The organism is Paenibacillus sp. J31P190 (assembly GCF_059692075.1).
On record NZ_JCAUAS010000003.1, the window covers coordinates 610,341 to 628,247 of the forward strand.

A 17,907-nucleotide genomic window follows, 5' to 3' on the forward strand; every position below is an offset into this window, starting at 1 on the left:
GTTAGTTGAATCCAAAATTATCTCATCTATTAATGTGATATTCTTTCAAATCACAATTCCCTATATGAAAATGATAAAATTCATCGTTGGTCTGCTCATTAAAATAAGCATTAATTACCCTACAGACACCACCATGGGTCACAATTAAGACATTCTGATTTAAATACTTTTCTTTAATTTCATCAAGAACATTAAAAATTCTTTGTGATAATTGTAAAATTGACTCCCCACCTGAAAGCTTATTCGAAAAATGCCTTTTAGCTTCTTTAAAATTTTGGTTGTCGCGACTAGTTCCTTCAAATTCCCCATAGTTTTGCTCAACAAGTCTGTGGTCAATAACAATATCTTTATTAATGGCTCTTGAAAGTATTTCAGCTGTTTTAACTGCTCTTGACAACGGTGAAGTTAAAATGATGTCGATTTGCTTCTCATATACTATTTTAGAAAGTTCTTTTGCTTGTTCTTCACCTTTATCCGTTAACTGGACATCAGTTATTCCACAAACTCGATTTTCATAGTTCCATTCTGTCTGACCATGTCTCACAACATATAGTTTCAAAAAATCATCTCCATAATTTTGAAATAACACATTACATTCATTCGACGGAGAGATTAGAATAACCTGTCCTTAATAAAATGAACAAAGCAGGTCGCCATAGCACCTGCTTTGTTGTCTGTCTTTATTCAGCTAAAGTTTCCGAGGGAGTTCAATAGTTGAATGCTACTTTATATACTCTATTATGGATTTGAATGCCTGATACTCTTAGCAAAATTTAAGATAATCACCTTTTGAAAATATAGCGGAAACAGATAAACGGAAAATGATAGCTCGAATAATCATTTCTTTATATAGTTCATTATCTGGTAGCAGATCTATCTCAGAAATATTGCTTCCTTGCCATGCTATACAATCACAAACTAAAATGGCTTCTGCATATTCTACTGGAGCAATTGTTGGAGAAAAATCAATTACTAAAGGACTCAAAACATGGTCAAAAAGAATATTTCCCGACAAATCACTATGAACAATCTGCACTTTATATTGCTCTTTTAGGCGTACCCTACTTAGTAATTTATTAATAATTTCTTGTGTTTCTCTCGGTAATTCCCCTGGCAATTCATCTATTTGCCATGCTATACGATGACCCTTGGACCAAGGATTATCAGTATGAGGGAAGTTCCGAAAATCAATGGAAGATAGGTCACGGTGAAATAACTTCGATACCAGAAGTTTTTCTTCTATTCGCCCTTTTACATCCTTACCTACCTCATACTGAGTGCAAGCCCATCCTCTATTTACAAAAGTACCGTATTTACTTCTAATAGGCTTTGATACTCTATAACCTTGAGGGACTATATTGTAAATAATACTCAGTAACCATTCAGAATGATGTATGTCATCCACAGGTTTTAATACAGCATTACTGACTCTTATTGATGTATTCTGTCCGCCACTCAATGGTACAATATCCCCACTAAGATTAAATGAATATAGTATTTCTTTGGAAAGCACCATTTCTTCACCCTTCTAGCATAAAACTTCTAAATATTCGTTTTATATTTCAATGTATCACTTGAAGAATCCTGCCCGTTAGTTGAGAAAAGGTAACCGATCACTAGGTCGGCTGCCTTCTTTTGTTGATATTGAACTAACGTTATCCATTAGTTTAACGAGCTTATAATTTCGATTGAATCTTTTAGTGTTATGGACTTAGAAGAATATTGTCCTAATTTATTTATAACCTTCGGTTTAATGCGATTTTCAAAATTATCATTCCAGATAAACATGTTCCTGAATATTTCAAAAGTCGGTTTATAGTTTGATTTTTCTATTCTGAGTAACTGTAAGATAAATCTTATGATAATTCGATACTTTCGTTTCGAATTATCAGTATCCAAAAATATAATTAAATCGGCATTATGAAAACTTTGGAACACCCATTCGTTATAATGAGCACCCTCTATAATCCAAGTATCTGAATGAATAATAGTACTCAAAAGTTGATCTCTTTCTTCCTCAGTTCTTTTAATGTCTCTCGGTTTATGTCTCTTCCAAACAACATTATCCAATTCGTAATGTGGAATACTCAGTTTATTTGATAGATTTCTGGCTAATGTTGTTTTACCACTCCCAACGGAGCCTATTATATGTATTTTTCTCGGGGCAAATTTGTCCAATTCAACCATTTAACCTACCCTCCACATAGATTTTTAATAATTTATTCTTCCAACTTTCCCCAAAACCTCTATTAGAACTAATCTGCCCGTTAGTTCAATGACAAGGCGGATTATTTGTAGGCTGTGACTTCAAAACCCACTCTTTCATATTTAGAGAAATCCCCGACTTCGCCAGCCATAACATACTTAATTTCGCCCGTGCTTATAGTTTGCTTTTGGTTAGAGCCACCAGATTTTGACGTGCCTGATGCCGTCCCAATCAACTTATCGTTCGCATCATAAAAATGCAGTTTAAACTCAATGTCATGTTCGGTTTTGATTTTCGAATCCATCTCATGATCTAAAGCTAATAATCCTCTTATGCCCGTATATCCGCCGTCTAAGTACAAATCGAGCAAACCAAAGTGAATATTGGAATATTTTTCATCTGTAAGTATGGCTACATTTGAAGGAAAATGATTAATGGTAATGTTCTTGTACATCCCTTCATCTGAATAATCAACAAAAGCCCCTAGCTGCTCAGCCAAAAATCGGACAGGGACATAAGCGTGCCCTTGATAATTAAGAACAGCATATTCTTTGTCTAAGGGGGCATTTAGACCATTGATTGTGAAAAATGCTGGAAATAAATATGCCTGTATTGAATCAGAAGCTGCAACAACTGAAGTTAGTGAAAGAATTCCCCCTACAACTACACCCATAATAAATTTTTTCATGTGATAACCTCCATAGATTTTTGTATCTATATACGCACACATATGGAAAAAGTTGTATTTATAAAACACAGAAGAATCTGTTCATATCTTGAAGGTGATATACCAAAATTTACTCAAAAAAGACAGTCAAAGACCCTAGTAATTAAAGTCTTTGACTGTCTTTTATTCCGCCATCGTTTCCGTTAGTTTAACGATTTACTGCAATCGGACAAGAGTTTTTTATGATTTTATACATTTAACATATCCCAATTATTGATAACATACCAAAGTTGAAATAAAAAAATAACAAGATAACTTACATTTACAAGGAAACAAACTTTAAAACTAATTTCCCCCCTACGATAATCTTCTCTACCAATTTGTTCATTTATATAATCGGCTTTCATCCTACTTGTTTTTTTGATTAATGAGATTAATTCAATAACACCCATAATCCCCCACAGCAAGGTAAAGACTAATAAGACTGCGCTAAAAGTTGATAAAAGCATTTTTGAACCTTGGTCTGTTGCTAACCTAAAAGCAATATTAACCAATATCGTGAAAATAAATAAACAAAATCCTAATACACTCAAATATGGTCTAAACTTATATGATGTCATAGTATTTCCCCTCTTTGAGAACTTTCCATATTTGAGGTATTCGCCAAGTAAATTAACTATCCTGCCCGTTACTTCAATGAAATCAAAAAAGGAGCTACTTAATGCAGCTCCTGAACTATAGTTCCCGTTAGCTCAATATACAATAATATTTACAGAGTCAGCATTATTCATATAAACTGTGTGAATCGAATGATATCTGTTACTAGTTTCCTTCATAACCGTTAGGTTTTTTATCTGATTCGTCTAGACTTAATTGAAAAGACGTAGTGCTGAAATATACACGCGAATAGTTGTACGGAATATTTATATCCATACTTCGGGGAGTTGCTTTTGGCATCATATCATAGGCTTCAAGAATTGAACTTTTATAGTTATCATCTAATACTCTTTTTAATAATTCCCTCATTATTGGAGCGCTTTTATCATTCAAATTATCAATATGAAGTACTGTCCGCTGATGAGGTTGCGCTGATACATGAAGATATATATCTTTAGATGGATCTTCATTTATTGCTATCTTTATACCCTTTTCAATATTTCCTTCTTCTTTCACGTATCTGTTTAATAATTTACTTTGCGGTTCAAATGTATATCCAAACTCTTCGGTCATTTCGCTAAGTGTATTTATTATCCTTGTTATGGACAAATCACGATTTGCCTGAATGATTTGACTTACTGACAATAGATCATGTCTTGCGTTTTTTTCTTTAAAGTTCCTTATAAAAGAAACTGCTTCCGCTCGAGTTAGCAGATCGTGAGGTTGAAAACCATAAACACTCTTGCTAGTTTTTCCATTTGAAAGATTACTGTTATATAGTGCCCAGATCAATTCATCCGGTGCATCCGCTTCCTGACCAGTTGCATTTAATAAAATCATAGCGGATTTAAGCCGAATTAGCGGCGTATCGGCAACTGCCTTAATAGTATTATTAAATGGATAATATAGGGATTTATACGATAAGATTCCATATACATTCCATTTATTGGCCTCAGCGAATCTATAATATGCATCATACCAATGAGGATCAGCTTTTTGAGTAATATCTCCCTTATACAATGCGATTAACATTTTTAAAAATTCCGCTTCTGTAACTTTGGCATCAGGTACGAAAGTACCGTCGTCATATCCGCTCACCATTTGGTTTTCCGTAGCCCATTTCACATCTTCAAAATACCAATCACCAGGATTAACATCTTTATATAATCCTGTTCCTGCTTGAACATTTGCAAGTGGAACAAACGAAAATAACATCGAGCCTAATAAAAGGATTAACTTTACTTTACTAAGTAGGTACTTAACTCTAGTTGATTTAAATTCCATTTTACCCTCCATTTTTTAATATCATTCCCTGTTAGCTTAATCTGTGATGGTACCTACTATTGCGGGTTTTTGGATATCTGAGACAAACCATATTCCGTTAATAAACTGTCAATCTCTTTACCATTTTCATTTTGGTACTGACCTTTTAAGCTGTGACCATCATCCGGATATTAGATCAACTTTACGGTCTTATTTCTTTCATGCGGTTAGCGAATTCTTGAACTATTTTCCATATTACATATTAACACATATTGGAAGTATACTGCCCGTTACTTGAGAAAAGGCAGCGGAACCAAACGGTTCCGTTGCCATCACATGTTCTTATTGTCGTTTCCCACTTGTTCAATAGCCCTTGCACACAATATTCTTATATTGAATTACCATAACATATGTTCAGTAATACGCCAAAAGTATTCATAAATGAGTACTGATAATATTATTTCGTTAATTGTCACTAGACTAACAATTATTAGTTGCTGTTTTCTGTTGAAATATTTATTCAATTTTGTAGTCTGATTATCTGTTTTAATAGCATCTTTGAATGCTGAATATCTCGGTGCAAGAACCAACCCGGCTATTAGTAATAATATAGGAATGAATGCAACTGGCAGCAAAATAATGGTTAGTATGCCTATCGCAAATAGATAACCAGAAATCATTCCTACTATTCTAAATAGTACAGGAAAGATTGCTATGAAAAGTATTTGAAGACTTGTAAGCCTAAGCCATTTTGAAATTTGACCATTATATAATTGACCAGTTCCAGGAAATATTATCGAAAAAATTCCAGCCAAATAGATATTTTTCATTATATTCTCCTATTAGATAATGCTATTAATGTGATTCAGCATTCGTTCCCCTTTAGCTTAATCAAGCAAGTCAATCTAAAACTTTATTTTCTGAGAGCCATATTACCCTTATTGATTCAAAATATTAGGAAAAGGGTAAACATACGATAAGTGGGAAGTGGTATTAAAAACCAGCGAAAAACGGAATTCAATTTTAGTTTTCGAAAGGTTGTTGATTCACCATGAAAACACTAAGAAGGATAAAAAGATCGAGATTTCTGCTTCGATACTTTTTGAGTAAGACTTAGCATTAGAAGTGCATTTTTGAAATAAACCGCTTCCCACTATAAGAGGACTCTGCGATATAATTCGCGGGGTCCTCGCTTTTATGATGTTATCAATCAATTTCTCCTTTGTTATTAAGCTACCCTGCCAGCTAGCTTAATAAAATGAGCAGGCCACCGCAGTGCCTGCTCATCTAATGTGTGTTATTCAACTATCGTTCCTCGTTAGCTCAATAGTCTTATGTTTTAATTAGAGTCGCTGCTTATAGTTGTGAGGCTTGCCGAACACCTAATGCAGTGACGTCCCGACGGGCTTAGGGGGCTGGATGTGGTCACTCGCTTCTCAGAGTGACCCGGAGCGTCAATATGGTGTTAGCCGAAGGAAGTTCTGGAAGCAGCCATTGCATTTAAGGCGTTCTCAAAATAGCTATATACTTCATCTGCAATTCCCAGAAACTCTTCAACAAGTACATTACTATCCAAGTAACAAGCATACAGATAATCAACTAAAGCGGAGTCAATCTCACAATAGTTTAATATGGCATTCTTCATCTTAATAATGTCATCATGCCATACACCTGTATCTTCTAAAACCAAAGAGTATAATGCACGAATTAATCTCTTAGAGTAACCTTTAATATATCTAGTTTTCATTGTGTTATCACTAGCATTAGAAAGTAAACTATGTATACGATCTACTTCCTCCTTGGTCTCTGTATTTAAGTCTAAAATGAACTCTGGAGAAATAATTATCGGTGGTACTTTTTCACCAACGTCATGACCATATATGCAAACACAAATTATCTTTACCCAAAAACCCCACTCATTTGGTTTACTTAATACATCGTCAATCGAGCAAATTATCGTATCAATCTTAGTTACTACTGGATATTCTTCCAAAAGCCTGTCTTTAATATTTGACAATCTTTCGTAATCAATATCTTTGGGATTTACACATACAATAGTAAAGTCTGCATCTGACTTAAAAGGTTTAGCAGTTCCTTTTGGAATCGAGCCACACATATAAATGCTATGAATCTTACCTTTAAATTCGGTAAGTATATTATCTATATACTTATCAACAAAATCCTTATATTCACTTTGTATTACAATTCTATTTATAACTTTTTCTAATATCATATAGACTCCTCCTAAACTAAGAACTTCTTTCGGCTAACGTCTTTTTTGCGAACTTCGTAAATTCGTCATGACTTAAGTTATTCGCGAAATCATTCAACTATCCTGCCCGTTAACGGAGCAGGGTTGCCATGTGGCAACCCTCCGCATGTTTAACTATCGTTCTGTGTGAGTTTATTAACTTAAGACAAGAGCCTTACAATCGTTTAATTCCTACATACTTGCCATACAACCGGAAAATACCGTACCCCAGTAGGCCTCCAAAGCTATTCAGGATCAGATCATCCACATCAAAATTTCCGATGGAAAAAAAGACCTGCAAGCATTCCAGGAGTAAGCTCAATCCCAGTGATTGGATAAATACTCCAATAAGCGAAATCATTTTGCTTTTAGACAATAATACAATAAAAATTCCATACGGCATAAATGCCAAGATATTCCCGACCAAATTGATTACTTCATGTATTGACGGAGTTAGAACGGTAACGGAAATTGTTTTAAGCGGAATAAAATTACCATACAGCATTCGATGCATACTATACTCAGGGTTAGGGTTCTCTAGATTTTTCTGCAGTCGATCCAACAGAAAGTCCGTATCAATCGAACCGTACTTAAATAAAATGATTCTAAATAAAGTAAGCATATACAAGACAAACAGTGCTGGCAGCACAATGCGATTCATTAGTTTCGTTAGTTTCATTTTTCTTGTCCTCACTTTTGAGTTTTATGCTTGCTCGAGGTTTGCGGTCACTATAATACAATCTATATTGTTACTTGACAGCTCATAGGGACGATTATCAGCCAACACTCAAACGATATCCTTAAACAGCTCCGTATGCTGAAACAGATAGATTCACTTCCGAATCGACTACGGCTTCTGGAGTGATGGGCTTTATAAACTGAGCAGCAAAATGAGGATAACCCAAAAAAACTACTTCTTCATTTCAGTTTCATCCTTACCTCTTCGTCCAATTAGGATAAGGAAAACTGTTTAAATAAAAAGTAAGGTATTTATAAAATTTTTCTTAAATTCATGAATGATTGCGTAGGTAATCGCACTTCAAAAACCTTTGAATCAGACTGCTTTGGACATAAATCGTCCCCGTAAGCTTAACTACAAATAAGTGTCCGAGGATAATAAAGTTTTAGACTGGATTTGTTGATCCTATGCGGATTTCTTAATTGTAAACCGTCAGAATCCGGATAATTAATATTAGACTAACTAAAAAAGAAAACCAGCGACAGTCATGGACTGAAAAATAAAGTCCTAGACTGACCGCTGGTTCGCAGTTTTATTGAACTATTGTTTCCGTTAGCTTAGTACGCCCTTAACACAAGTTTTCATTTAAAGACCACCTTTAAATTAAACGAACTTTCTATAACGCATAAGCAAAACATTCTCTTCATTTTCCATTGGTATATAATGAACCCAATAATTATTATAATTTGTTATGATCTCTCTTTTGTCAGTGTTAAATTTAATGAAATCTGGCTTGAGTTGTGCGACTGGTAAATTGTAACACTCCAATATTTCGTTAAGAACATTGACCATTTCATCATCGCTTGGATTAAACACATCTATACTAAAAAGACTGAAATCTTCTGTCATCATTGAAGAAAATCCACTCAGTGTTTTTTCATTGTAGATCTCAAAACCGCTATGTGGGTCAATATCCATATTTAAAGAAAAATCATATTGCAGGGCAATTCTTTCTATTTTGTTCAAACTGGGAACAGTTATATCTTGGTTATCATTCATCGTTTCATCTTCTTCAGTGCTAGCATCTACTTTGCTCATTTCCCACGACTTCACATGAATATTATCAGTATTCAAAATATCTAGTAAATCCTGACAAAATAGCTTGAATTCATCTACCTCTTTATCTTTTTTTTGAATTAATATGCTTGCTTCAAAAAAATTCTCGGTTACGCTCACTTTCAACTGTTTAAAAGGTCTGATGTTTTTCCCTTTAGAGGGATAAAACCACCAATTAATTAAACTATTGAGTATAACTTTATTAAATTCATCAATTGGAGAATCGAATTGAATCTTCAATATTACTTGATCTCCCTTTTTTAATTCTTCGGATAAAGGGGTATAAATATTTTCAATGTTATCCCACAATATACTCACAGGATTCCTCCTTAAGCAACTCTGCCTTTGCAATAATGTCAATAAATCTTTAAATCAAATAAAAATTATCCAATCATCAGAGTAAGATTGTCATATACCATATTCTGGAATTTAATGAAAATAGACAGCTAATCCAATATGGTCCACTGCCTTCTCATGTTGATTGAACTCTCGTTCTGCCAAAAGAGAAAGCAGATTCTTGAAGTTCTTTTTGATAATCGTTTATTTCCCCTGATGGGGATTCGGCAAAACCAGATATCTTCCATACACCACCTTCTTTTACCCCCAAATAAACCGTGGATTTATCCCATCATTCCAAGAACCATAATCATTTGGAGTGATGTTTAATTCAACTTTAAACAATCTGGTCGGGGTATTATCGTTTAAATCAAGCCCGTGATACGGTTTTAAATTGCTAATTTCCAGGCTCTTAATACCCATTTGTTTTTCCTTCAAATTATCTAATAAATCGTACTTTTTTTGATTACTTTCTGTTAAGTCATACACTGTCTCAAAATTTTTGTTGATAACGGCTTCTAAATATTTAGTAATAGTTTCTTTAACTTCCTCTTGCTCATTTGCAGTAATGTTATTCTTATTAAGACAGGCTGACAAAAATAAGAGTATGAGCAAAATTAATGAGCAAATCTTCAAGAATTTAATATTTGACATTTTTCACCTCAATTTGGAAAGCTCTAAGATGTACCCTTTTCGCTATCTACCTTAAATATCCTTTATAAATGTAAAAATTGTACAATTCTGCCCGTTAGCATAACGCGGCTGCCGACAGTGCCGGCAGCCGCGTCTTAGTTGTTTATTAAGTTATAGTTCTGCGTTTGCTTAGTCCAATGTTTACATTTCGTACGAAACTGGGCAAAAAAGGCACTTCCCTATTATATGTCATTTATCATTTGCCTTCATTCTTCGGCGTCTTTTGAAATAGAATATAGTCACAAGAAGACACAATATCAACATGCCACCCAAGATCAAAACATCATAGTCCTTATCCGTCATAAACCACATTTTAAATTCCATATTCACCTGATTTATTGGAGTAATTCCCTCACCAAATTGCTTGTCTATCTGGTTAAGTGATTGTATTTCTTTAACTGGACCACAGGGACTATTCACTAACTCTCCATTGAGATTTTGTGCATAAAGTAAGTATGATTTTCCTTTTTCAAATGGAAATCCCCAAGAATAATCTGTTGCCACAATTATTTGTGAGGGGACCTCAATGTTCCAGCTTCTTTCAACATCAACCAGTATGTATTTAACGTACTCCTTGGGACCAATAAAACCCTTTTGCTTGATATCTCCCTTAATCTGAATTACTTCACCATATATTGCTCCTCCGAAAGTCTCCATTTTCTCCTTATGCCCATCTACCTTAGCGCAAGATAATGCATTCACATCATTTTTTGGGGAAACAAGAAAAATAAGACTAACTATAAGTAAAGACATCCAAATTTTAAACTTCAATCAACTCAACCCCTAAATGTGTGAAGTACTTTAAGTTTAAGACGAAACCTCCTATCGATATGTTTCAAAAAAATATCTTTCCGCACTATCCTGCCCGTTACTTTAATGCGAAAAGGGAGCAGCTGCCACAGCAGAACTGCTCCCTCTGGATCGTTCAACTAACGTTATTATCCATTAGCGGTGTGATCTATTCTTCAAATAAACTACGGTTTGTAGATCCTAATATATAGAAATATCCGTTCCATAAAGGTGAAGCTGAAGGCGTTTTGCAACGGACTGCGAAGAGTAATTATCCCATGATGTACTATATAAAGGTATTCTTTGAGATTGACGAATAGCTTGTGCCCAGGAAGAAGCTACACGAATTGCATATCCTTTTCCTTGATAGCCCTCCAATGTCTCCACACCAGCCTCAGCAGCTTTGTCGCTACTTCTTGCGCTAAAGCATACTGATACCGCCATGTTGTTTTCCATCACCATATAACAAGGTTCTCGAAATTCTAGTTCCGACAATAGTGAGGAAAATCCATGTTCCAAGTAGAATTTATTATCCTCGGTGACCAAAGTAGCATCAATGTAATCCGTATCGATTTCATTAAATGTGTAAGCAGGACCAATCCAAATTCGGCTAATTTTCTTATCCATTTCTAATACACTAATCACATTGGCCAGTTGCTCAGTTGGATCATACCTATCCATTATTTTCACGGTGTCACGGACTACGTTGTTTGAAACATCGTTTCGGAATTTTATTACTCGGCCATTATCCGTTTGCCCCCAAAAAAATCGGGGTGCTGGCTGGCACACACGCTCATTTATTATCGTGATACGTCCAGTTTGATCATGAACATATAGAACCCCAGCTTGAATGTTCATTAGTTCTACATTATTGTACAAAACCATTACCTCCTCTTTTGTGAGTCACTCACCCTTTCCCAGTTTTTAATAATCATCAACCATCACTCACTCTCTCAGTATTCTGTCACAAGAATATCATTTAACAAGACCAGTTTGTAGTGTCTTCTTTACGATCCATTTTTTGTGGTGTAGTTCACCGCGTATTCCACGCTAACCTGCCCGTTAAGCTGAGAAGGCTGCCGTTCTATACCGTTGGAAGCCTTCTTCTGATATCTATTGAGCTAAAGTTCCCAGTTAGCTGAACAGCCTGCAGGATCTCGCCGGCAGGCTGTGTAATTAACCGGGTTGTCGCGATCTGACCGAGAATGGCTTGCTGCGCGGTGAGCTGCACCTTGCGATTAATCGTTAGATACAGATTCTGCCCCTTGACCGGCTTGGTCAGCTTCATGTCGCCGACGATCCGGCTCATGCTGTCGATTTGATAGGATTTATAACCGTTAAGCCCCCGCATCTCCTTCTGATACATCAACTCGATGCCGTCGTAGCCGACCTCCTCGGAATCCAAATACTTAAGCGTGGGATCCGATTGATCCGCGTTGATTTCTTTGTAAAAGTCCAGATTCTCCTTGGCTCCCTTCATCTTGTTCATATAGCCGACCAATTGAACTGCGACCCGGTCGGGACTGTACTGGCGGATGCGCTCCTCCACGATCTCCATGTCCGGATACTCGTCGCGGTGCTCGCTAAGATAGGCGATCTCTTCTTTTGACAGTCCCGATTTGATCCGTCGTTGTTGGAATGGCAGATGCGCTCTGCCTTTGATGTCCATAGCCTCGATAACTTCCTCAGTCGTCAACGGCTTGGAATTCGCTTCGCCTTTTTCGTTAAACAGCTGCACGAGTTTTGCAGCCAGCGCCTCCGCCGCTTCTTGCTTAAAGCCTGTTTTGAAAGTAAAGTATAGGGACTGAGTTGAGATCGAATATGCGATCTGCTGTCCCGCCGAATCGTAAATATTGCCGCGGATGGGCGGGATGGATACGCCCTTCGTGATCATGCTTGTCTGGCGTTCCTAGAGACTCGGACCCTCGACGAACTGTAGATAAGCAAAACGTACGATTAGTGAAGAGAACAGGAGAAATGTAAGCATGAAAAAGACATTTAACCTAATACTGAAATGGCGACGGTTTCGAACTTTTTCTTTCGCACTTCGGTTTTATCATTAATTTCCATACCGTTCCTCATTCCGTCACTCGATACCCACCCTTTAATTGTCATATATTCAGACGAATTCCTTTTTAGAGAGGTTCAATCTTTAACCTGCATAATAAGAATAAGCAACCTTACGGGAATGGCGGGTATCCGAACTAAATACCAAGTTATTTTTCAAAATTTACGCTTCCGAATCCATGAGACCGATGAATTCCCGGATCGGCTGTCGTCTATATAAACGAAGGCATAAATGAACACAAACTAATTTGACGAAGAGGTGTTTTGAAAATGGCATTAACGTCCGCATTCACGAGCTTCAACCTGCCTGTAAAAAACGTAGAACAATCGAAAGCGTTCTTCACCGGACTCGGATTCGAGCTCAACCCGCAATTCCCCGAGAACGAGAATTCGGTAGCCATCGTGATCGGCGACAACCTGCAGGTCATGCTGATCAATCAAGCATTCTTTAATACGCTCACGGAGAAGGAATCCGTCGATACGAGCAAGTATGCGCAGATGACGATCGCATTGGCCTTCGAGAGCCGGGAAAAGGTCGATGAAATCGTGAATACCGCGGTCTCCTTGGGCGGGAAATTGCACGCTGAACCTGAAGATCATGGGTTCATGTATCATTGGGGCTTCGTGGATTTGGACGGCCATCTGTGGGCCATTAACTACATGAACATGGATGCGGCACAAGGTTAAGGCTAACGGAGAGCACGCTCGTACTAGGGTTCAAAAAGAAAGACGCCGGGCATCTTCCCCGTCGTCTTCTTCGCGATGATTAGTTTTGTTCGGTATAGGCTTTGAAATTGTCCATGATCGCTTGCCAGCCTGCTTGCTGGAACTCGACGGGATTGGAGCTTTCCGCGTCGAACGTTTCAATGACCTTCGTCTCATTCCCTTGATCGACGAAAGCAATATCCACTCTTCTTCCGTCTTCCATGGTGTAGCCGATCGCCTCATGCCGATTCACGACATCGTAGACGCCGCCAAAATCAAAGCCCATGCTGCCATCCTTCGCTTCCATCCGTGTCAGAAACTTGCCGCCGACCCGCAGATCGTTTTCGGCTCTCGGCGCATGCCAGTCCTCGGACGCTTGATTCCACTTCGTGATGTGATCCGGCTCGGTCCAATAGCGCCATACCTTCTCGACAGGGGCTTGAATGACGGCTTGCACGGTTACTTTCGTCGGTTGACTCGTTTCCATTTTAAATAGACACCTCTCTCATGATATTCGTCGTTTGGTTATTCTCAATGATATAGACGTAAGCCAATGACGAAATTCATTGGTCAATTCGCTCAGGCAGCCCAAATCGCGAAAATAATGGCGTATGAATGAAGTTTTGAACGTGCAGGATTTGATTTTCTTTGGTTTCGATGACGTGGATGCCCCAGGGTACCAGGCCAGAGCCCTCTTTGCCCGGCATATACTGGGCCAACGCCGGATAACCGCCATTCACCGTAATGGGCACAAATCGCGAACCTTCGCAATGCCAGCGAGTAAGCGAATAGAAGGCGGACAAATCTTCCTTGCCGCGGATCCACATCTCGAAGGGCGGCATCGACATGCAGCCTTCCTCGTGGAACAACGCGACGAGTGCAGCAATATCGAATTGCTCGAAGGCCTCCACATACCGGGACAGCAGCTGCTGCTCCGGTTGAACGTCCATGCTGCTGAGCTCATCCGAGCGAAGCTGCGCCCGGTCCATCGTCTCTCGGGCTCTTTGCAAGGCGCTGTTCACCGCTGCCGGCGACATCGCCAACGTTTCCGCGATCTGCTTGGAGGACCATTCAAATACATCCTTCAAAATGAGTACCGCGCGCTGCCGCGGAGGCAAGGTTTGCAGGAGAGCGATGAAGCACAGTTGAAGGGTATCTCTGCGGACGAGCCGATCCTCCGGATTGCTCCCAAAGTCGGGAGACGGCCAGATCCAGGCAGAGTCCGGCAGCGTGTCGCGCGGCTCGACGATGGCGACGGCCGGGTCGAACAGGTCAACGGGAAGCGCGCGGCGTTTGGATTGTCTCAGCTTGTCCAAGCACAGGTTGGAGGCAATCCGATAGACCCAAGTTTTGAACGAGGAATCCTGTCTGAACGTGCTCCAGCTCTGCCAGACCCGAATACTCGTCTCCTGAACGGCATCGTCCGCATCGTCCATGGAGCCTAGCATTCGGTAACAGAACGAGGTTAAGCCCGGCTTCAAGCTTGCAAATAATGGTTCGTCAAATGCGGTCTCGTTCATCGCGGCCTCCCTTAACGATCTCCCCGAAGGGTGGTACCTTCATTATATGCAATGAAGCGGACAGCCTCAATCCGAATTTAGTACTCATGGATAAAAACTTAGCACGATCGTACTAATAATTCAATAACCAATAAATTAACCCTTGTCTATACTTTAGAAATAATTCGCAATACCTCACGCCAGGACCTGAATACTGGAGCTATCCTGCCCGATAGTTGAATGAAATCCATGTTTTATCTATATTTTCCCTTGTTTTATCCATGATATAATTCTAAAAGTACCAAAAAGAGCAACAAAAAGTAGCAATATCATTATTACAATCCATATACCCATACGATTAATGTCATTCAATGCCGAAGCATTAATAAGTACAAATACACCAATCACTACAAAAGCAATATACATAAATATGTTAGGTATTATCCAAGCTGTCCTTAACTTAATATTCTTCAATGCTTGAACGCCCTCCTATCCATAAAATTGCTCTCTCATCAATATACTACCGCCCCCCATTATACCATATGTTGGAATTTATATGTTTCGTATCGCTTCAAACCGCGATGGAACACAAACTCCTACCACGCTCTACTGCCCGTTACTTCAATAGGCCGCCAATAAATACCGGCAGCCTGAAGTGATGACGCTATAGTACTCTCGTTAGTTGAATCCCAAGTGTATTGAGTATTAATAGATAGTTAACATTATTTATCGTTGTGAGGCTCAAGGAACCATTGATTTCCATAAAGACCATACATCGGTCTTCCCGTTGGTTCACCGTTAGGATCAGTCTCTTGCATTACCCAGGTAGGATAATCAGGCAAGTTATCTGTGTAATAATGTTCAAGTCTGTCAAATACTTCTGACATGCCAGCGTATGTATAGTATTTTAATAGTGTTGTTATTTCATTATTTGGAATGCCTGCATCTACCATTTTCTTTATGGTATTTTTGATTAATGGCATGCCCCGTTCGGATAACCCCTGAACAATTGATTCTTGATTTTGATCATAATAAGTAAGAGATTTCTTTAGAAATGCTAAGAATCGGAATTCTGCAAGTGATGGATTATTTTCTTCAAGTTCTGATCTTGTCCAATTAAGTGGATCTGGACAACCTAAAGCAGTGAACTTCTCAATTAAATCATCAGCCTTAACCTTTTTCTCACCTTCAAGAGAATCATACCATTCCTGAAACATATAACTACACCTACCTCAAGTCGATATTGATTAGAAAATTATTTTAATAATTTCGACATTTGATTATAAAATCCTTTATGGAGTAAGAGTTACCACGCGGCAGCCGGCGATCCCAATTTAAGTAACGTTATCCGTTAGAATTCCTGTGGAACGAATAATTTGGAATTTGAATAAAAAAGAGCGCCTCTGTACGATGGGAGTATACAACGGGTCTACAGCCCTTAAAATCCCACATCAGGAGGTCGCTTTACTATGAAGTTTAAAGCACAAGCAAAGCAAAATCAACTCATTGAAAACATTACCGCTAATCACCTTGTTGTTGGTGTAGATATCGCTCAGGAGACTCATGTTGCTAGAGCTGTTAACTTCCGCGGCATTGCTCTTGGTAATCCATTGGAATTTAGTAATGATGAGTCGGGTTTCACATCTCTCTCTCGCTGGATTAGTGACTTGTTAGCCTCGTACAAGTTAGTTGAGGTAATCGTCGGTATGGAGCCCACAGGACACTACTGGTTCAGCCTCGCCCATTGGCTGAAGGAAAAAGCAATTGAAGCAGTACTCGTTAACCCTCACTTAGTTAAAAAGAACAAGGAAAACCGCGACAATACACCATCTAAAAGTGACAAAAAGGATGCGCTCGTTATCGCAGATATGATGAAAAACGGCTACTATTCCCCTGTCCGCTTCCATTCCACAGAATACGAAGAACTGCGGGTCCTAATGGCAAATCGAGAAACCGTCGTTAAACGGCTTGTAAGTGCGGTGAATCAGATCCATCGTTGGGTCGACATTGTGTTTCCTGAACTAAGGCAAGTCTTTAAGATCTTAACTTGTAAGGGTGCTTTGGCAACTCTTCGACTGTTTCCTCTCCCCGAGGATTTATGTAAGCTAAATACAGCTGATGTTATTGCAGGATGGAAGAATTCCATGAAACGGCACTCAGGTGTACGTAGAGCTCAGTCGCTCATCGATCTTGCCAAGCGAACTGTTGGTTCCAAACAAGCAACACACGCTTACAAACTCCACCTTGAACATCTTCTTGAGGAATACGACTTAGCGAATAAACAGCTTCAGAAGATTGAAGATGAGGTCAAAAGCGTTCTCGAACGGATCCCCTATACAGGCAAAATCCTTGCCATTACTGGCATAAGTGCTATTGCTTTAGCAGGCGTTCTAGGAGAGTCAGGTGACCTTAGCGGGTATGCTCACGGGAATTCTCTATTGCGTCACGCAGGTTTAAATTTAGCTGAAGCGAGCTCTGGAAAATGGAAGGGTCAAATGGAACTAAGTAAACGGGGCCGCCCACGTCTTAGGCACTTCCTCTATTTAATCACGATGTGTATGGTTATGACGAACCCTGAGTTTAAGGCGATACATCAACAAAATGTCGAGGTTAAGAAACTTAAAAAAATGAAGTCTATTATGAAGCTAATCGGCAAGCTGGCCCGCCTTTTAGTCGGTTTGACACGCAGAATGAAGTCTACAACCCCAATAAAGTCTTTACTTTAGCCGCTTAATCCAAGCACATTCTACGTGATTTGGTGTATTCGCAGGATGACAAAAGAAAGCACGGAGTATCGGGATACATTACGCAAAAGGGCTCAGACCCGTTCCGTTAGAAAGACCGACCTCCACCCCTTAGATATGTGTGACGAAGCATTCCTGTAGAGCGTTAATTTTCCGCTTTGAAAAAAGTGAAGCGCCCCCGTAAGATGGAATTATGCACAGGGTCATAACCCTAAAATTCACTATCTAGGAGGAC

Annotated in this window: 19 protein-coding genes and 1 pseudogene; 2 read left to right on the plus strand and 18 right to left on the minus strand. The window is 38.7% G+C overall.

What is annotated here, in order from left to right:
- Nucleotides 1–22 precede the first annotated feature (22 nt).
- From AC58U0_RS09855 to AC58U0_RS09920, 14 genes are all read right to left on the minus strand, one after another.
- A complete protein-coding gene (locus tag AC58U0_RS09855; protein ID WP_261300488.1) occupies nt 23–559 on the minus strand; it encodes a histidine phosphatase family protein in 537 nt (178 codons plus the stop codon).
- 204 nt (nt 560–763) lie between these two features.
- The gene (locus AC58U0_RS09860; protein ID WP_497378818.1) at nt 764–1,516 is read right to left on the minus strand and encodes a hypothetical protein; all 753 of its coding nucleotides are present in this window, start codon (nt 1,514–1,516) and stop codon (nt 764–766) included.
- A 146-nt stretch (nt 1,517–1,662) separates the two neighbouring features.
- Nucleotides 1,663–2,187, minus strand: coding sequence for a P-loop NTPase family protein (locus AC58U0_RS09865; protein ID WP_497378819.1), 525 nt, complete (start codon nt 2,185–2,187; stop codon nt 1,663–1,665).
- 101 nt (nt 2,188–2,288) lie between these two features.
- Complete coding sequence (locus AC58U0_RS09870) at nt 2,289–2,894, minus strand: stalk domain-containing protein (protein WP_497378820.1); 606 nt, start codon at nt 2,892–2,894, stop codon at nt 2,289–2,291.
- 227 nt (nt 2,895–3,121) lie between these two features.
- A complete protein-coding gene (locus tag AC58U0_RS09875) occupies nt 3,122–3,493 on the minus strand; it encodes a hypothetical protein (RefSeq protein WP_497378821.1) in 372 nt (123 codons plus the stop codon).
- A gap of 202 nt (nt 3,494–3,695) precedes the next feature.
- A complete protein-coding gene (locus tag AC58U0_RS09880; protein WP_497378822.1) occupies nt 3,696–4,814 on the minus strand; it encodes an S-layer homology domain-containing protein in 1,119 nt (372 codons plus the stop codon).
- A gap of 377 nt (nt 4,815–5,191) precedes the next feature.
- Nucleotides 5,192–5,623 (minus strand): hypothetical protein, encoded by a 432-nt coding sequence (locus tag AC58U0_RS09885; protein WP_497378823.1) that lies wholly within the window; start codon nt 5,621–5,623, stop codon nt 5,192–5,194.
- Nucleotides 5,624–6,258: 635 nt separating this feature from the next.
- Nucleotides 6,259–7,026, minus strand: a complete 768-nt coding sequence (locus AC58U0_RS09890; RefSeq protein ID WP_497378824.1) for a nucleotidyltransferase domain-containing protein — start codon at nt 7,024–7,026, stop codon at nt 6,259–6,261.
- A gap of 193 nt (nt 7,027–7,219) precedes the next feature.
- Complete coding sequence (locus tag AC58U0_RS09895; RefSeq protein ID WP_497378825.1) at nt 7,220–7,723, minus strand: VanZ family protein; 504 nt, start codon at nt 7,721–7,723, stop codon at nt 7,220–7,222.
- A 663-nt stretch (nt 7,724–8,386) separates the two neighbouring features.
- Entirely contained in the window at nt 8,387–9,157 is a 771-nt protein-coding gene (locus AC58U0_RS09900; protein ID WP_497378826.1) for a hypothetical protein, read from the minus strand.
- A 279-nt stretch (nt 9,158–9,436) separates the two neighbouring features.
- A complete protein-coding gene (locus tag AC58U0_RS09905; RefSeq protein WP_497378827.1) occupies nt 9,437–9,829 on the minus strand; it encodes a hypothetical protein in 393 nt (130 codons plus the stop codon).
- Nucleotides 9,830–10,057: 228 nt separating this feature from the next.
- Nucleotides 10,058–10,639, minus strand: a complete 582-nt coding sequence (locus AC58U0_RS09910; protein ID WP_497378828.1) for a hypothetical protein — start codon at nt 10,637–10,639, stop codon at nt 10,058–10,060.
- 219 nt (nt 10,640–10,858) lie between these two features.
- On the minus strand, nt 10,859–11,536 hold the full coding sequence (locus AC58U0_RS09915; RefSeq protein WP_497378829.1) for a GNAT family N-acetyltransferase: 678 nt from the start codon (nt 11,534–11,536) through the stop codon (nt 10,859–10,861).
- A gap of 205 nt (nt 11,537–11,741) precedes the next feature.
- Nucleotides 11,742–12,551, minus strand: coding sequence for a hypothetical protein (locus AC58U0_RS09920; protein ID WP_497378830.1), 810 nt, complete (start codon nt 12,549–12,551; stop codon nt 11,742–11,744).
- A gap of 443 nt (nt 12,552–12,994) precedes the next feature.
- Between AC58U0_RS09920 and AC58U0_RS09925 the strand changes: the two genes are divergently transcribed.
- Entirely contained in the window at nt 12,995–13,411 is a 417-nt protein-coding gene (locus tag AC58U0_RS09925) for a VOC family protein (protein WP_007729208.1), read from the plus strand.
- 79 nt (nt 13,412–13,490) lie between these two features.
- Here the strand turns inward: AC58U0_RS09925 and AC58U0_RS09930 are convergent, their stop codons facing one another.
- The 4 genes from AC58U0_RS09930 to AC58U0_RS09945 all read right to left on the minus strand — a co-directional run bounded on the left by AC58U0_RS09930 (nt 13,491) and on the right by AC58U0_RS09945 (nt 16,145).
- Nucleotides 13,491–13,916, minus strand: coding sequence for an SRPBCC family protein (locus AC58U0_RS09930; protein ID WP_028548475.1), 426 nt, complete (start codon nt 13,914–13,916; stop codon nt 13,491–13,493).
- A gap of 76 nt (nt 13,917–13,992) precedes the next feature.
- Nucleotides 13,993–14,949, minus strand: coding sequence for a sigma-70 family RNA polymerase sigma factor (locus tag AC58U0_RS09935; RefSeq protein ID WP_497378831.1), 957 nt, complete (start codon nt 14,947–14,949; stop codon nt 13,993–13,995).
- 237 nt (nt 14,950–15,186) lie between these two features.
- Nucleotides 15,187–15,402, minus strand: a complete 216-nt coding sequence (locus tag AC58U0_RS09940) for a hypothetical protein (protein WP_497378832.1) — start codon at nt 15,400–15,402, stop codon at nt 15,187–15,189.
- A gap of 248 nt (nt 15,403–15,650) precedes the next feature.
- Entirely contained in the window at nt 15,651–16,145 is a 495-nt protein-coding gene (locus tag AC58U0_RS09945) for a hypothetical protein (RefSeq protein ID WP_497378833.1), read from the minus strand.
- Between the two features lie 252 nt (nt 16,146–16,397).
- On the opposite strand from AC58U0_RS09945, the pseudogene AC58U0_RS09950 reads away from it, so the two are divergent.
- Nucleotides 16,398–17,662: pseudogene (locus AC58U0_RS09950) on the plus strand (IS110 family RNA-guided transposase).
- Nucleotides 17,663–17,907: the final 245 nt, after the last annotated feature.

What these genes read in the sequence shown, in the direction of transcription:
- AC58U0_RS09860 (WP_497378818.1), bottom strand. Translation starts at nt 1,516, where the DNA reads ATGGTGCTTTCCAAAGAAATACTATATTCATTTAATCTTAGTGGGGAT.
- AC58U0_RS09865 (WP_497378819.1), bottom strand. Translation starts at nt 2,187, where the DNA reads ATGGTTGAATTGGACAAATTTGCCCCGAGAAAAATACATATAATAGGC.
- AC58U0_RS09870 (WP_497378820.1), bottom strand. Translation starts at nt 2,894, where the DNA reads ATGAAAAAATTTATTATGGGTGTAGTTGTAGGGGGAATTCTTTCACTA.
- AC58U0_RS09875 (WP_497378821.1), bottom strand. Translation starts at nt 3,493, where the DNA reads ATGACATCATATAAGTTTAGACCATATTTGAGTGTATTAGGATTTTGT.
- AC58U0_RS09880 (WP_497378822.1), bottom strand. Translation starts at nt 4,814, where the DNA reads ATGGAATTTAAATCAACTAGAGTTAAGTACCTACTTAGTAAAGTAAAG.
- AC58U0_RS09885 (WP_497378823.1), bottom strand. Translation starts at nt 5,623, where the DNA reads ATGAAAAATATCTATTTGGCTGGAATTTTTTCGATAATATTTCCTGGA.
- AC58U0_RS09890 (WP_497378824.1), bottom strand. Translation starts at nt 7,026, where the DNA reads ATGATATTAGAAAAAGTTATAAATAGAATTGTAATACAAAGTGAATAT.
- AC58U0_RS09895 (WP_497378825.1), bottom strand. Translation starts at nt 7,723, where the DNA reads ATGAAACTAACGAAACTAATGAATCGCATTGTGCTGCCAGCACTGTTT.
- AC58U0_RS09905 (WP_497378827.1), bottom strand. Translation starts at nt 9,829, where the DNA reads ATGTCAAATATTAAATTCTTGAAGATTTGCTCATTAATTTTGCTCATA.
- AC58U0_RS09920 (WP_497378830.1), bottom strand. Translation starts at nt 12,551, where the DNA reads ATGATCACGAAGGGCGTATCCATCCCGCCCATCCGCGGCAATATTTAC.
- AC58U0_RS09925 (WP_007729208.1), top strand. Translation starts at nt 12,995, where the DNA reads ATGGCATTAACGTCCGCATTCACGAGCTTCAACCTGCCTGTAAAAAAC.
- AC58U0_RS09930 (WP_028548475.1), bottom strand. Translation starts at nt 13,916, where the DNA reads ATGGAAACGAGTCAACCGACGAAAGTAACCGTGCAAGCCGTCATTCAA.
- AC58U0_RS09935 (WP_497378831.1), bottom strand. Translation starts at nt 14,949, where the DNA reads ATGAACGAGACCGCATTTGACGAACCATTATTTGCAAGCTTGAAGCCG.
- AC58U0_RS09945 (WP_497378833.1), bottom strand. Translation starts at nt 16,145, where the DNA reads ATGTTTCAGGAATGGTATGATTCTCTTGAAGGTGAGAAAAAGGTTAAG.